This window comes from Pseudoalteromonas tetraodonis (assembly GCF_002310835.1).
GTDB lineage: Bacteria > Pseudomonadota > Gammaproteobacteria > Enterobacterales > Alteromonadaceae > Pseudoalteromonas > Pseudoalteromonas tetraodonis.
This window is the reverse complement of record NZ_CP011041.1, coordinates 802,489-817,263: the sequence shown is the minus strand read 5'-3', so window position 1 is coordinate 817,263 and position 14,775 is coordinate 802,489. Positions and strand designations below refer to the sequence as shown.

13 protein-coding genes are annotated in these 14,775 nt (G+C 38.4%); 5 read left to right on the top strand and 8 right to left on the bottom strand.

Annotation, left to right across the window (positions count from 1 at the left end; translation table 11 throughout):
• Nucleotides 1–86 precede the first annotated feature (86 nt).
• The 7 genes from PTET_RS03815 to PTET_RS03785 form a co-directional block, all read right to left on the bottom strand.
• Nucleotides 87–3,428: a DEAD/DEAH box helicase family protein gene (locus tag PTET_RS03815; RefSeq protein WP_096038225.1), complete on the bottom strand. Its 3,342-nt coding sequence runs from the start codon at nucleotides 3,426–3,428 to the stop codon at nucleotides 87–89.
• A gap of 11 nt (nucleotides 3,429–3,439) precedes the next feature.
• Complete coding sequence (locus PTET_RS03810; RefSeq protein WP_096038224.1) at nucleotides 3,440–6,556, bottom strand: site-specific DNA-methyltransferase; 3,117 nt, start codon at nucleotides 6,554–6,556, stop codon at nucleotides 3,440–3,442.
• Between the two features lie 27 nt (nucleotides 6,557–6,583).
• The gene (locus PTET_RS03805) at nucleotides 6,584–7,108 is read right to left on the bottom strand and encodes a hypothetical protein (RefSeq protein WP_096038223.1); all 525 of its coding nucleotides are present in this window, start codon (nucleotides 7,106–7,108) and stop codon (nucleotides 6,584–6,586) included.
• A complete protein-coding gene (locus tag PTET_RS03800) occupies nucleotides 7,108–9,990 on the bottom strand; it encodes an SNF2-related protein (RefSeq protein ID WP_096038222.1) in 2,883 nt (960 codons plus the stop codon). The genes PTET_RS03805 and PTET_RS03800 overlap by 1 nt, the downstream gene beginning before the upstream one ends.
• Nucleotides 9,991–10,167: a methylation-associated defense system helix-turn-helix domain-containing protein MAD1 gene (mads1, locus tag PTET_RS03795; protein ID WP_096038221.1), complete on the bottom strand. Its 177-nt coding sequence runs from the start codon at nucleotides 10,165–10,167 to the stop codon at nucleotides 9,991–9,993.
• Between the two features lie 159 nt (nucleotides 10,168–10,326).
• Nucleotides 10,327–10,512, bottom strand: coding sequence for a helix-turn-helix transcriptional regulator (locus PTET_RS03790; RefSeq protein ID WP_096038220.1), 186 nt, complete (start codon nucleotides 10,510–10,512; stop codon nucleotides 10,327–10,329).
• A gap of 151 nt (nucleotides 10,513–10,663) precedes the next feature.
• Entirely contained in the window at nucleotides 10,664–11,101 is a 438-nt protein-coding gene (locus tag PTET_RS03785) for an RNase H family protein (protein WP_096038219.1), read from the bottom strand.
• Nucleotides 11,102–11,333: 232 nt separating this feature from the next.
• On the opposite strand from PTET_RS03785, the gene radC reads away from it, so the two are divergent.
• The 5 genes from radC (at nucleotide 11,334) to PTET_RS03760 (ending at nucleotide 14,048) form a co-directional block, all read left to right on the top strand.
• Nucleotides 11,334–11,813 (top strand): RadC family protein, encoded by a 480-nt coding sequence (radC, locus tag PTET_RS03780; protein WP_096038218.1) that lies wholly within the window; start codon nucleotides 11,334–11,336, stop codon nucleotides 11,811–11,813.
• On the top strand, nucleotides 11,810–12,259 hold the full coding sequence (locus tag PTET_RS03775) for a DUF2787 family protein (RefSeq protein WP_208619160.1): 450 nt from the start codon (nucleotides 11,810–11,812) through the stop codon (nucleotides 12,257–12,259). The genes radC and PTET_RS03775 overlap by 4 nt, the downstream gene beginning before the upstream one ends.
• Before the next feature lie 15 nt (nucleotides 12,260–12,274).
• Nucleotides 12,275–12,718, top strand: a complete 444-nt coding sequence (locus PTET_RS03770) for a DUF2787 domain-containing protein (protein ID WP_096038217.1) — start codon at nucleotides 12,275–12,277, stop codon at nucleotides 12,716–12,718.
• Between the two features lie 176 nt (nucleotides 12,719–12,894).
• Nucleotides 12,895–13,455: a tyrosine-type recombinase/integrase gene (locus tag PTET_RS03765; protein ID WP_096038216.1), complete on the top strand. Its 561-nt coding sequence runs from the start codon at nucleotides 12,895–12,897 to the stop codon at nucleotides 13,453–13,455.
• A gap of 101 nt (nucleotides 13,456–13,556) precedes the next feature.
• Nucleotides 13,557–14,048, top strand: a complete 492-nt coding sequence (locus PTET_RS03760; RefSeq protein ID WP_096038215.1) for a lecithin retinol acyltransferase family protein — start codon at nucleotides 13,557–13,559, stop codon at nucleotides 14,046–14,048.
• Between the two features lie 29 nt (nucleotides 14,049–14,077).
• Here PTET_RS03760 and PTET_RS03755 read toward each other — a convergent pair whose 3' ends face one another.
• Nucleotides 14,078–14,764: an inovirus Gp2 family protein gene (locus PTET_RS03755; RefSeq protein WP_096038214.1), complete on the bottom strand. Its 687-nt coding sequence runs from the start codon at nucleotides 14,762–14,764 to the stop codon at nucleotides 14,078–14,080.
• Nucleotides 14,765–14,775: the final 11 nt, after the last annotated feature.

The following is a 14,775-nucleotide window of genomic DNA, read 5'->3' as shown; positions in this document are numbered from 1 at the left end:
TGAGCCTTCTAGCAATTAAAAATAGCACTAGCGTTTATACTCATAAGGTATAAACGCTAGTGCTGGCATTTACTTTAAGTACTTACTTAAGCAACCATGCCTCTAATTATTTTCTCTAAATAAACATCCTTTCCATCTTCCATAAATACCACATTGGCATCTTCTAGTTCGTCTTTAGATAAACTGACATTTAATAAATCATTAAATGATGTACCTGATAGAATAAATGAGCTGAGATTTAGGTTGTCTTGCTCGTAGTTCTTGATTTCTTTATACAAGCCAAATTTACCGCTATTTAAATCAATTTGGCGTATACCTTTAGGGTCAATCAAACTAAGCCATTGCTCGCCCGTTGCGTCGTCCACCAGCCATAATAAAAAGTCAGGATAAAAGTTCTCTGCTAGCGCAAACCCTAAACCTTTAGCTTTAGTATCAGCATTACGGAGCAAATAAATACTCTTGTCGCCAATTACTTCCTGGCCTCGTTTTGAATCAACAAACTCTTGCAGCTCTGTTACAAACTGTATTTCACTTGGCGCATCAAATGCCATTGGGCGCATTTTTAGTGGCAGGCCAGCATCTTTGTCTATCGACATTAACGGGTAATACAAGTGCTTATCAAATGTCACAGCAACTACCCCAGGAGCTTCCCATTTTTTAGCTTCACCAACATCGCCACTTGCAACTATTTTTTGTAGCTCTTCCAGCCTAGCAGAATACTCAAATCCATCATCTGATTCATCTATTTCAAAATTATAAACTTTGAGCATACCAGGATCATCTTCATGAACATGAGTCACTTCAAAAAACTGCCCCTCATAGGCATTTTTTAAGGCTTTGTAAAACCTATCTGTGTAGTCCTCTAACAAGCGGATCATAATATCCTCTTGCTTTTGGATATCACTATAGAGCTTTATCTCTAAGTCTTGCGCTGGTATAAGCAAAGTATACCAAGAGTTGCCTGCATCAGTTTTCCCTAAGCAAAAGTCTTCTAAACGCTTTTTTTCGAGCCTTAAATTACTCCAGCCTCGTTGCAATTTAAAATCTTGAAGTGCTAAATAAATACGCTCAAAATCAAACGCCGCTATCACCTTATAATCTATGTTTCTTGGTATGCGATCAGATGCTGGCGTTTTATCACCCGTATCAGTCGTGCTTAATGCCTCAAGTTTTGGATATAAGTCAAGCTTAATATGAGGCGTTTTAATTTTTCCCTTAAACTCTGCTGGCACTTCGTATAAATTAGGAAAGTGTACACGTTTAAAGCCTTTCTTTTGGTTATCTTTATAACCGTCTTTAAGTTTTAAGGTCTTCAACTTTGTTTTTGGTAAACTTGGTCTAGTTTCAAAGTCTAGCTCAAGAATTTCATCGCTGGGCGTAATGCCTTCTGCTTCAAGGTATTGTTTAAATGTGGCCATGTAATCTGCACGCACACCAAAAATATTCAGTGTTTCAAGTTTTTCTAAGTGCAAGCCTTTAGGTCTTTGTGCTGGTGTACTGCGTTTTAAAGAGTAACCTTTACCTTTTAAGCGTACACCACGGCCAAATAACTGAATTATTTGAGAGCCTTCGCCACGGCCAATGTTAAGCAAGCCCATTGTCGAAACGCGCCAGCTAGACCACCCCTCGGTAAACTTACGAGAGCCAATCAAAATATTTAGCTTAGAATCTTTATCATTGATGGAATTAAATAAGGTTTTAGCAAAGTCATCGGTTATATAATCAAATGACTGTTCCTCATCTAACGCTTTGTAAAGCTTAGAGGAGTCACCAACGTTAATTAGGCCAAACGGCTTCGATGTACCTACACGTAGTGCCAACTCACCTTTGCTGCCTTTTAAATTCGCAACAATTAAACGCTGGCCAGTGTAAGTGGTATTGAATAATCTGTTCAAAATATCTAAATAGATTTGCGCTTCGTCTTTGCCTGTACCCATTAATGGCGTAAAGCGGTTATGAAAAATATTACGCTCTTTGGTATCAAGTATTCTTGCTTTATTTGCAACTAGGTCCTTAATCCACGCTTTCGCTTGGTTTTCATTATTTAAAAACCACGCTAAAAACTTAACCACTTGCTGAATATCAGAATCTTCTTTAGAAACCGAGCTCCCCACAAAAACCCAAAGCGGATTTTCAATATTAAACTCGCTTAGCTGCTCTTCGCTTTTAGTATACAAAAATTGCTGTTGATAAAAGCTTAACAAGCAAGCTGTAAAGTATTCATAGCGGCGCTCTTCGCTTTTATCATCGCCTAAGTTGAGTATTAACGACTCTTTACCGTAACCGTCCTCATAGAAAAACTTATATGAGTAATCAAACAGTACCGACTTACCATACACTTCACGCGTTGCTTGAATACGGGCATCGCGCAGCTCTGCATAATCAAGTTCAAGCTTGGCTAATTGCTCTTCGTCTAGTTTATTCAGCGCAGTTGTTTCAAAAAGCATTTTAGCTTTTTTCTTTTGAATATCTGTTTTTACAGCTTCAACGGTTTTACCGTCAGCCACTGCTTGACCAAAGGTTGCCGAGTACTCAAACGCAAAGCCGTCTTTTGTCAAGGTGTCGCGGCGTCGCATCCAAGCACCTGCAGCTGTACCTGTGCCCTTATGGCCTTCATCAATAAGTACCAGGTTATTGCCTTCAAAGGCTTCTACTGCAACAGTTTTATCACCCATATCATCGGCAAGCTTATTGATATCAATAACTTCTATTGTGCCTCTAAATGGCGTATTACCGTTTTTATCAAAAAGCCTTACATGGTCAAAGCCTGAGTCATGTAACTCTTTTAAATGCTGTGCGGATAGGCGCTCATCAGGGGTTAGTAATATTATTTTATCCGGGTAGTTGTGCGAATTACCTGCCTGATAGTAATGCAAGTACTGCAATATATTTACGTGTAAAAGTAGTGTTTTACCTGAGCCTGTGGCATTCCAAAAAGCAAGCTTATTTAGTTCGTCTAAAATATACTCTTGAAAGTTATCAGCCGCTTTTTGTTCTTTATTAAAAACAGTTAATTCTTGGTTTAAACCATCAAGTAGCAACTGCTTTTTATTAAAGTAAAAGTCTAAGTAGATTTCAGTAAACAGTAGCGACAAATACTGAAAGTACTTCATATTCATCACAGTATCTTCTTTACGATTGCGGTGCTCAGTAATTTGCTGCCAATGAGTAACAATATTTAAGTCATACCGTCTTAAATCATCACTGTTAATAAGCTCAGCGTTAAAGTAATTGTTACAGAGTTCATGAAAGTAATTACTTTGCCCATCATCATGAATGCCTTCAAAGCGGTCTTCACCCAAACGTGACTTTAATCCTTGTAATGTACCATCAGTAAAAAAACGGTACATAAAGCGGTTTAGCACCAGTTGTTGGTGAAAACTAAGTTTTTTATTGGTTTTCTTTTTAGTTGCTTTACCTATAGCCATGTTATTACTCCTTACACTAGTTCGTCAGGAGCAAACATTTGCTCTAAAAACTCAGGTTCGATTTGACGTAGTTTCAGTGTCCTTGTGCTTTCTACACCATCAGCACCTTCATCTGTGAAAGCTGTAGGTAAGTTGTGATCACCATTTACGTATATCACATCAAAGGTTTTTTGTTTGGCGAACAAATCAAAGCGGTTAGCAAATTTAGTAAAGTCATCATATTGAATTTTTTCACAGTCACGCCATAACACTAACGCGCGTTCACCAGAGGGGAGCTTACCTTCAATACGCACATAACCCCTATCTAGGTTTGACTCAATAGTATTCACGTGCAGGCCAATCAAATAGTTAAAGGTTTCAACCAAGTCAACATTTTGTTCTTCACTTGCACCTGCCGAATCAACCGCAATCTTCATTTTATAATCAAACGGTTTTTTGAAATCATCTGTACTTAATAGAGAGCCTTTGCTTTCAGTTTCAAGCATATAGTTTAGCAGATAATCAGATTTGCCTTCTTCATTCATCATTTCAAACAAATCAGATGTTTGTTGGGCTTTTTTAAGCTTGAGGTTGTTTAATGTATCTTCGTAACTTTCTAAATACATATATTTAAAGCAATGAGAGCTTCCTGAATCATCTAATTTTGGAACCCCGTTTTTCCAGCTCTCTGAAAACATTGCTTTTTTTATTCTCGGGAGTAGCACACTTTCGAGGTGTTGGCCTTGTTCAAATAAAATATATGTTCTATTTCCATTATCAAATTTATTAAGCTTTAAGGTTGCATGTGCTGTTGTACCAGATCCTCCGAAATAGTCTAAAATGATGCCGTCACGTTTTCCTCGTAGACCTGCATAAAAAAGAGTTTCGTAAAGAGATGTTGGGTGACAGTAACTAAAACCTAAACCCATATGATCAAGTTCAACTTTACCTTTAGCACCACTGGTAATAACTGATGGTATTGGTTTTTTAGATTCTGTTGTTAAGTAAATTTTTCTTCTTGGTTGAGTATTATGATCTTTACCAAAAATGATTTCATTACTTGAAACTAATTCATCCATTTTATCAGGAGATCTTGACCAACCTCTTGATGGAATAGGACAATTCTCACCTGTGACAGGATGAACTAATGGTCTAAAAAACTGTTCTGGTGCTGGTTTTGGATTTGGCCATGACATCCCAACAGATTGATAAATTCTTCCATCATCTTCAATATATTGATTTGCTAGTTCTCCTCCGGACAACTTCTTATTTGATTTGACCCATTTGGAATACTTAAGTCTTACTTCATCAGTGACTCCATTGTATTGCGAAATTAAAGAGTCTTTATACTTTATCATTTCAAGTACATTTTCATTTTTCATCGGGAAAGGTTCATTAGAATCAGATCCCCAAATGATATACTCATGTTGAAAAGCTAATCCTTTTCCTCCCATCATAGGGTTTTGTTTATTCCATATAATTGAAGACAAATAACCTAAGTTTTTATCTTCAAATAAATTGAATAATCTTTCATATTCGTTTTCATCGATATGTGATTGATAAACAAAATTGTTAGCTAACATTGGCAGGGATGCATTTATACGACTCTCCATGAGAGAAAGCCAACTTGAATGCTGGAATGAGTTTTTATATAGAAACCCACTAGAAAAAGTATTGTATGGAGGGTCTATGTGTACCAAGTCTACTTTCTTTTCATATTTTTTCGAAAGTAATTTTAGGCTATGGTAATTATCACTTCCAACAATTACACCTTTAACTTTGCTATCTATATCCTCAATTTCTTCTAATAATTGATTTTTAATAGTAGAGTCTAAATATTTTGTATCTACAGGTAAATTTAAAGCCTTTAATTCATCCAAGTCTTTTTCATTTCGTTTAGTAACTAAACCTAAATTAATCCAGTCAGCCCACAATTCAGAGCACTCTAACACCTTATCCTGTAGAGCCTTTGAAAGCATATCAAGGGAGATGCAGTAGTCTGATTTAGTTACAAATTTTCTCTTTGTCCAAAGCTTCTTTTGAAAATTTTCTAATTGGGCGAGAAATGTAATAATATCTGACGAAATAGAGCGTAAGCATTGAATCATTCTAAGTTGCTTTTCGATATCAGCAAAAACTTCTGCGTTTTGTACATTATCCAAATTCATCACTTCATTTTTAATATAAAAATCAAGCTCATTAGATAAAAACCCACCCAAGTCTTTGTGAATAAAGTAATCAGCGGTATTACGTTGGGTATAAGTCGTTAAATGTTTTTCTAGCAGCGTTCTATTAGGATTCTTTTCGGTAGGCTCACGTTTGGTAATATCTGCCCAGCTACTTTGAACTAGATCATGACTCAATACTTTTTGTAGTGCATCTGTAACTAACGCATCTTGCTTAGTACCTTTTTTAACGGCTTTGTACTCAAACTGAATAACTAGCTCTTCGGTGCCGTCTGATTTAACAACGGTTACTGGCTGGTACTCTTCATCGTACTCATTACCTTCTTCGTCAAATTTAGTACGCGTATGTGGTTCAATTAAAACAAAGCGCCTATCTGCGTCATTGTCTTTTCGGTTATCTTTAGCTGTATCGGCGGCCAATAACTTAAAGCTAACCTTGCGGCCATCAACAAGCTTAAACGAGTAGTTTGCGAAGTTCTCACCGCTTTTAATGTAGTATTGATCTTTGTTAGCCCAGTGCAGCATCACTTCTTCACCAGCATAGGGGATGGCATAGGTGTCGCCTTTATAGCGGCGTTTGCTTACAAAATCACCACTGTCGTAGTAGCGAGAGAAAAATGACAATAGGTGAGTAAACACAGCATTTTCGTGCTCATTGGCACCTTGAGACGTTGCTATTATTTGTTGGCGTAAGTCTTTTACTTTGGGACTATCCTCAGGATTAAAGCCTGCATCTTCTGCTGCCTTAATAGCTGAGGTGAGTTGCTTCTCAAGCTCTTCTTTATTGGCATTGCCAGCAGTTGCTAATGCATCACTTATTTTTTGCTTAAGCGTGTTTTCTAGGTAGTTATTTATCTCATCAGCTTTAGCATTAAGAATGCGGTAGATACCAAAATCTAGCTCTGGTCTGTCTATCTGAAAAATCTCTTTTAATTTTTTTACTAGTTCGTTGTACTTGCTCATTTAAATTCTCAATATATGTAATTTATCTTAATCGATACGTTTAGCACGCACTTTTGTAATTGTTTGGAATAACTCATCTATCTGCATTTCATTAAATTCGTTACGAAAAAGAACGAGTGCGTCTAACATAAAGCTGTGTAATTCAGGGAGCTCCATTTTTGTTCTATCCACACTGATTACTCCAGAAGAGGCATTTTTTGAAAGGCTTATATCTTTTATAGGAGAAAAGTTGGTTGCATCTATCTGAGGTACACACTCACTCCATTTACTTTTTGTTTTATCAATAATGAAGCCATTTTTAAGAGATGAATACTTTAGTGGTAAACAATCGGTAATGTATTTTACTATTACTTGCCGATATTTATAATCAAAAGCATTAAGTAAGTTATTAAATAAAGTATAGTCACCGCACTCGCCAAAGAGTTTGAGAGCAGATCTGAAACCATTATTTATTTCATCAGCGAAGAGGGAGTTGGGTCCTCCCCATTTTGACATTTCAATTTTTTTTGCCAACTCTTTAATAGCGTTAGATGCTGATTTGTTTTTTATCACTATTTAACACTCCAACGAATTGTAAATAACTCATTAACTTCTGTTTTTTGCTTCATGCGTATTTCTAAAGCTTTAATGAGTGCATCACGCTTTTCTGCAATTTCATCCTCAACATCCCATATTTCAGCGCGTTGCTGTCGTTGTTTACGCTCTAAATCCTTTAGTTGTTTTTGCATTTGTTGTTGCTCTTCTACAGAAGTAGCATGGCGGCTTTCTCTTTTAAGCGACTTTATTTGGTTTTTGGTATCTACAAGGGCTTGTTCTGCTGCCAGTACTTTATCGTCAGCCCACTTTTCAAGTTTGTCTCTTTCTTCCTGAAAGTATTGGTTATTTAAATCCATCGCCTCTGCAAGTTTGGCATCAAGTTGCCTTGTTTGGTTTTCAAGGAACTTTTCTGGGATATCAGATGCGATACCACTCCCATTTGTAGCACCAACATTAAACAGTGCCTTACACGCCTCAGCATCAATTAACTGGCCTTTATCGGTAATACCAGTAAAAACTAAGTGCTCTTCTGTTTGAAAAGCTTCTATTCTTAGCAAGTTTAACGATAGCCAGCCTGACTGTCCTTGTAGTTTTTCTGCAACCGATACCTTTGTAGGGTGGTTTTTATAGTCAAATATTATCTCATTCTTAGGCGTGTCAGTCACTCTTGCATTATCGATTACATACTCTCCTAGGGGGTGTGTAATACGGTATTTGTGCGCATGACTGTCAATAGCTTGTTGAGCTGTATTTTCAGGTGGTGTGCCTTTTCGGATAAGCTGGTACTTACCTTGAGCTTGTTCGGCTACTTTGTTAGTTAGCGTAAAGGTATAGTCTTGCTCGTTAAAATAAGCCTGCTCTTGTAGTTGGTGCTGAGTAACGGCCCAAAACCACCTAGATACTTTATCTAAGCGCTCGTTTGCTTGGTCTAACTTTATTTTGAGTAAATCATGTATGTCTTCATCAAAATGCTCTAATAGCGCCTCTTGTGTTTGCTGCATTTTAACGTTGATATCGGCTTCAAGTTCTTTTTGCAGTGTTTCAAAGGCTGCTTCAATTTCTGCTGGTGAACGACATTCTTGATAAATTTGCTGAATACGCTTTTCAAAATCAACACCACTTTCAAGGCTACCTAGTACTGAATCGGATGCGCCAAATACACCATCAAATAAAGTGAATTTATGAGTGAGCAATTCAAGTACTCGTTGATCTGCATAGTTACGTTGATTCATGAAGTTAATAACAACCACATCAAACTTTTGGCCGTAACGATGGCAACGGCCTATGCGTTGCTCTACGCGCTGTGGATTCCAGGGTAAGTCGTAATTAATAAGTAATGAACAAAATTGTAAGTTAACACCTTCTGCGGCAGCTTCTGTTGCAATCATTACTTCGGCGCTATCTCTAAAGTGCTCAATTAATGCTGTTCTTCTGTCTACTTGTGGGGAGCCGGTGACTACATCTGAACCTGCGTGTTTATCGCGCCATGATTTATATATTTCGGTTGCTTCAATGTGTGTATTGGAACCACTAAATGTGACTATTTTGTCTTTAAAACCATGTTGTGCAAGGAACGTTGCAAGATAGGCTTGTGTTCTTTTGGATTCTGTAAATATGATAACTTTTTGGGCCGCGCCCATTTCAGCCATTTGAGAAAAACCAAGTTCTAAGGCTTGTAATAAGGCTTTTGCTTTTTCGTCATTATTAATGCCTTCTGCTTGCGAGATAAATCCTTCAAGCTCTTTAATCTCATCCTCTAAGCGCTTGTCATCAATGACTTCTTTTGCCGCGTCTTGATCTAATAGCTCATCGATGTCTTCTTCGTCTAAGTAGTCAGTTTCTAAATCGTCATCTTCAATTATAGTGCGCAGCAAATCATCTTCATGATCATCTCGTTGCTCTTTCAGCTGTTCTAGGCGGCGCTTCATGACTTGAAGTGTGTTCAATACAGCATGAGAGCTTGAGGCAAGCAGCTTGCGTAATATCAGACCTGTTAAGTGCTTTTGTCGTTTAGGTAATGCGTAGCTGTGGTCTTTTTCAATAAACGTTGAAACAGCATCGTATAAGGCTTGTTCTTGATCTGATGGAGTGAAAGGAACGGTTAACGCTTTACGTTGAGTATACTTTACATATTCAAGTACTTGTTTACGTAGTGTGCGTTTAACAAAGCCTGCGAGACGCTCTTTGAGCTCTTGTTGGTCACTATCGCCTTGCATAAATTGTTTTCTGAATGCTTTGTCATCACCAAAAATATGCTCATCTATTAACGTAGACATGCCGTAAAGCTCCATAAGGGAGTTTTGAAGTGGTGTTGCTGTAAGTAAAAGTTTCTTTCTTCCAAATAAAGCACGCTTTAACGCTTGGCCCATTTTGTTACTTTCGCGGTGAGCATTACGAAGTTTATGCGCTTCGTCTATAACTACAAGATCCCACATTTGCCCGACTAGCTTATCTTCTAGCCTCGCAGCGTAGTGATAGGACATTATTACGACTTGCTTATTATTTAGCGGGTTATATATGCCTGATTTTTGCAGTTGATTATAAGTCTTAGCATCGAGTATTTGTGATGGTAGGTTAAACTTATCTTGAAGCTCCTGTGCCCATTGACGGCGCAGTGATGCAGGACAAATAATAAGTAGTTTACGTTTGCGCTCGGCCCAGTATTGGCAAAGTACTAAACCTGCTTCAATGGTTTTACCTAAGCCTACTTCATCTGCTAGCACTACACCTTTATTTAAAGGGTTATCTAGCGCAAATAAGGCAGCTTCAATTTGGTGTGGATTTAAATCAACACTTGCATCGAATAATGATTGTGAAAGCCTGTCTACGCCATTATTGGCATGAAGAATTGATAATTCATGTGCAAAGTATTTTGCATGATAGGGGGTTATATTCACTTACACTCCTTGTTTTTTTTGCTCTATCCATTGTTCTATATCTTCACGTTTAAAGCGCCATGAACCGCCTACTTTAAACCCTGGTAGTTTACCTTCACCCGCTAAGCGATAAGCTGTTTTTTCATTAAGCTTTAAGTAAAGAGCAAGCTCTTGAATTGTTAGTATTTCGTCACTCATTGATTTATCTCTGACTGTGAACAAAAGTAGAGTATGAGAAAATTGCGGAATGGTCAATACAACTCGCCAATTGCTCTAAGCTAAAAGGCATTATGAGCGCATAAAGCACCAGGCCGTTAACGACCTGGCTCAATATACGTTTAGTTTACTTAGTTGTAGTTACTCTTCTGTGGCTTCTAGCTTACTTAACATCCACTCTTCAACGTCGCTTTCAAGCCAAGCTTTTCGCTTACCTGATACGGTAAAGTTTTTTGGGAACTCTCCGTTACTCATTAGTTTATATATGTTGCTTTTACACAATGTTGTTTTGTTTATTACTTGCCCTAGGCTAAGGAAATTTATCATTTTGAACCCTGTTATGTTGTTTAACTCATAACAAAGGCCGCCGTGTTATTTTTTACTTTTGTCTGTTCAATGAGCACAGCTAACGATGCTTTTTTAAGGCAACACACATATAACTCACAAGCTGGTACTGCCAGCTTGTGAGTTATACAAATTACAATTGACGGTTTGCCGCTGCTAGTGCATACCTATAAGCGGCATGCTTTCCTGCTAAGCGGTTATCTGCTTTTTTTACTTCAATGTGCTTATTCGCGCTAAGTTTATCCACCAGCCGCCAAAGGTCTTCATTGGTAATTGGCTTTTTATTTGCTTTTCGCCAATCTCGGCGTTTCCAGCCTGCTAGCCAGTCATTAAAACCATCTACGCAATAGTCGCTACTTGAATAGATAATATCGCCATCACTGGCATGCTTTAACCCAAAAGCAAGGGCCGAAAGCTCTAGTTCCAATCTGTTGCTGGTATAACCAAAATACTCCCAGTTTTCATTTCCAATACATGCATTGTCATCCAGTGCTATAAAGCCAATACCACCTACAAAGCGGTCTCTTTGTGTTTCGACTAGGGCGGCTTCTACATAAATTTCTGTATTCATTGTTTTTCCTAAAACGTAATAAGCCGATGCTTTGCTACTCCGGCTACTGGTTTAAATTATTGATAGGCGATTAATAGCAATCGCTACATAACAAACACGGGAAAGTTATTTTTTACTTTTAATAGTTGGATACGCACGCCCTTATGCCACCAAGTAACAGGCCTTATTGAAAACAGTTTTAGATATATTTCATTAATACGCATAGCCATACAAATTACTTAAGGAGCTTACTATGCGTACAACAAACCAAAGCAATCACCACTATCCCTTTAAAACGTCTGGACTGAATGAGCTGCTAGAGCGAGCGGCTGAAGCCCTAGCTCTTAAATACAAACGAGAAGGCACCTTTACCGACGTTGCAAATGTAAAAGAGTATTTGACCTTAAAGCTGGGTGCGCATGAGCGTGAAGTGTTTGCAGTGATGTTTTTAGATAGCCAGCATCAGCTGATCAGTTTTGAAGAAATGTTTTTTGGCACAATCGATGCCGCGTCAGTTTACCCGCGTGAGGTGTTAAAGATGGCATTAAGCCATAATGCCGCTGCGGTAATATTTGCGCATAACCATCCTTCAGGTGTTCCTGAACCTAGCCAAGCCGATAAGCGCATTACAGAACGCTTAGTAGAGGCGCTAAAGCTGGTAGATATTCGTGTGCTAGACCACATAGTGGTTGGCGAAAGTTGTGTGTCGTTTGCCGAAAAGGGGTGGATATGATGAATAGCATTACTTCGCCTTGCGCCTATGTGAGTTTACTGCCAGCACTACAGCGATACTTAGCAGCATCAATTAGTTTATGCGCTATTCCTGACACAACGCACGCTATTGCGCTTAACTTTAAACATTCACCCTACCTTACTAATAGAACAGGCCCACGCCCGCTAGAAGTGCATTTATTTAGAAGCCAGCCCGCTAAGCCTTGGCAAATAGCCACCATGACGAGCTTTGCCTTTACCGACAAAGATACTGAACGTTTAGAGGTAGAGCTTTACTTTAACTTTAGGCATCAGTGGTTTTATCAACCCGATATAAAACGCTGTGAGTTAAACCAACCCCACGTTATTGAGCTTTTCCACTGCTGGCAAGGTGCCCTAGTTAACACGTTTAATCAACAACACTTCGATCACTTTACAGCAAAAACAATCAACCGAATTAATTTATAACACTTAGGAGCTCTCATGCCCGTTTTAAATAAACCTGCTATTACCTTTAGCCCTTCCTTTTTACCTATATCTAACAGCCTTCATACTATTTTAAACCAGGTACTTACCCTGTACCCCGATAGCTATGGCGCTAAACACATTACGATTAACTTTAGAGATAAAAGCTATAGTGCTGAAAATGGTGGCTATCATCCTGTTGAAATCGCTTTAACTAAGCTTTCGGATGGTAACTATTCAATAATTTATATTACTGACTTTAGTTATTGCGGTAACGCTTACCCTGAGCTTGAAAGAGATACCGATTTTGATATTAGCAACTCAATGGTGTTTTCTCGCTATACCGGCTGGCAAAACATTCGACTACCCGCCATGGCAGAGCTTTATGAGTTATGGGAGGCGAACTTTGTTGGCTACGTAGATATGGAGGTATACGACCAAATTCAAGTTGGGTTTAGCTAACGCTTTAAAACCACGCTTAGCATTTTAATAACCCCCACCAGCACAGAGCAATTTATAGCTGCTTCCCATATTGTTAAAACGGGAAGCTTTCAACCCTTATGCCATAAGGGCTCCTTGATATTCACCACTCTGTGCTACTCAAAACCCTCTTCTACAAACAAAAAAGGAAGCAGACAATGGCTGAGGTCCATGCAATAAAAAATGAAGATACTATTCGCCTGGTTGGTCACTTATTAAGTATTCGATGTAACCCACAAATGGCAGATGTGTGGCACATAGGGTTAAACCTTGCCTTACGCATATCTGACTTACTGTCGATACGATTTGAAGATATACACAATGATAGGCTTATCATCCGTGAACGCAAAACCGGCAAGCTGGCTAATATTCAATTAAATACGAAAGCACGTGAGCATATTGCAAGGGTGAGAGCTGAACACCCTGAGCATATTTATTTGTTTCAGTCTTACAAGTGCCAACAACTTAAAAATAAACCACCACAGCCAATAACGCGGCGTGCGGTATCGATGGCGTTTCAACAAGTAGGCCAAGAGCTGAATATTGCGTTAGGCACTCACTCAATGCGAAAAACGCGGGGCTACTTTCTCTATCAGTCTACAAAAGATATAGGCCGAGTCATGAAAATGCTTCGTCACACATCTGAGGGCGTCACGCTTCGTTATATTGGTATAACGCAAGATGAAGTTGATCAAGACTTTGTTTCTCTTGAGCTTTAAACCATTTCATTTACTAAGGGGGCGGGATAGCTAAACCCTTATAAACAATAGGCTCAACGCCTGTTTTAGTTTTATAAATATCTTACTTTAGAGCAAATAGCATGAATCTATATAACGTGATAGGACACTTTTTAATTGGCAACTTATCTAAAAGCTTAGCGCATAACCTATTTTGGAAAACCGATGGTCCTGTTAGAGGGAGCATTGTGTACTGTGACTTAGCCTTTGGTGTTGCTGAGCATTCAGGCATTTACTTAGGCAACAATCAAATTATCCATAAAAATGCCATGGGATTAATTGAGACTGTTTCTGTGTACCAGTTTTTAGCTGGAACCAGTGCCATAACCATTTATATAAGTTGTGATGCTAATGGAACCTCTGTTGGATTTGATGATATTGCTAACGATGCTGAAACACTGCTTGGTACTCAACAAGCTTATTCTGTATTAAGTAAAAACTGTCATCAGTTTTGTAGTTACTGTATTACAGGGAATATACATACCAATACCTTTACTTTAGCCCAACTCAAACATGATGCACGTGAGTATATTAAAGCGAGTCAGTGGCGAGCATGGGATTTAACTAAACGATAGGTAATGGGGCCACATGGCCCCTGCTGTGCTTATCGAATACTGGCGCCAAAACAACGACTACCTTCGCCATAGTGCTTTGTTTTTTCTTTTGCCAAATAGCTTACGTGTTTAAATAATTCTGCAAAATCACCATCAAAGCTATTTGAATCACTATCAAGTCGATGGATAACAACACTTTTCGTTTTTTTATCTTTAGAGAAAAACACTAGGCCAATAGCTTCGTTGTAATCAATACCCACCACACGGGCCCACGCCTCAACTATTAGTGAGCCTAAGTTATTCTTTTTATTTTTAGTTGTACCTACCCAATTAAACCTGTCCTTATTCAAAAGTAGCAGCAAGTGGTAATGATCTGCTACCGATGTAGAGCGTTCTTTTACCCATACATAGCGAACTTTACATGGATGAACCATTTCCCCAAGCCTTTGCTTTCTTCGTGTAGTGCAATCGATTTGCGACTGTAACGAGCGGATAAACAGCTGAATGACATTACCCCACTCTTGATGCGCTTTTAACTTAGGAAACCTTAGGTCTACACGTATAGCCATTAACCTAGGGTGGTTATCTAAAGCTATTTCAATCGTATTATAGATTTTATCTAAGTATGGAATACACAGCGCTCCATGGCTTGTAAGTATAGGCATTCCCCTAAAGGTATTTTTAGTAGTTAGTTTTAAGTTTTTATTTTGTTTAGAACGTTGGTTGTTATGATGCACTTTAAGCCTTC

Coding starts and splice junctions, on each gene's coding strand:
- PTET_RS03815 (WP_096038225.1), bottom strand. CDS start 3,428: ATGGCTATAGGTAAAGCAACTAAAAAGAAAACCAATAAAAAACTTAGT.
- PTET_RS03810 (WP_096038224.1), bottom strand. CDS start 6,556: ATGAGCAAGTACAACGAACTAGTAAAAAAATTAAAAGAGATTTTTCAG.
- mads1 (WP_096038221.1), bottom strand. CDS start 10,167: ATGAGTGACGAAATACTAACAATTCAAGAGCTTGCTCTTTACTTAAAG.
- PTET_RS03790 (WP_096038220.1), bottom strand. CDS start 10,512: ATGATAAATTTCCTTAGCCTAGGGCAAGTAATAAACAAAACAACATTG.
- PTET_RS03785 (WP_096038219.1), bottom strand. CDS start 11,101: ATGAATACAGAAATTTATGTAGAAGCCGCCCTAGTCGAAACACAAAGA.
- radC (WP_096038218.1), top strand. CDS start 11,334: ATGCGTACAACAAACCAAAGCAATCACCACTATCCCTTTAAAACGTCT.
- PTET_RS03775 (WP_208619160.1), top strand. CDS start 11,810: ATGATGAATAGCATTACTTCGCCTTGCGCCTATGTGAGTTTACTGCCA.
- PTET_RS03770 (WP_096038217.1), top strand. CDS start 12,275: ATGCCCGTTTTAAATAAACCTGCTATTACCTTTAGCCCTTCCTTTTTA.
- PTET_RS03765 (WP_096038216.1), top strand. CDS start 12,895: ATGGCTGAGGTCCATGCAATAAAAAATGAAGATACTATTCGCCTGGTT.
- PTET_RS03760 (WP_096038215.1), top strand. CDS start 13,557: ATGAATCTATATAACGTGATAGGACACTTTTTAATTGGCAACTTATCT.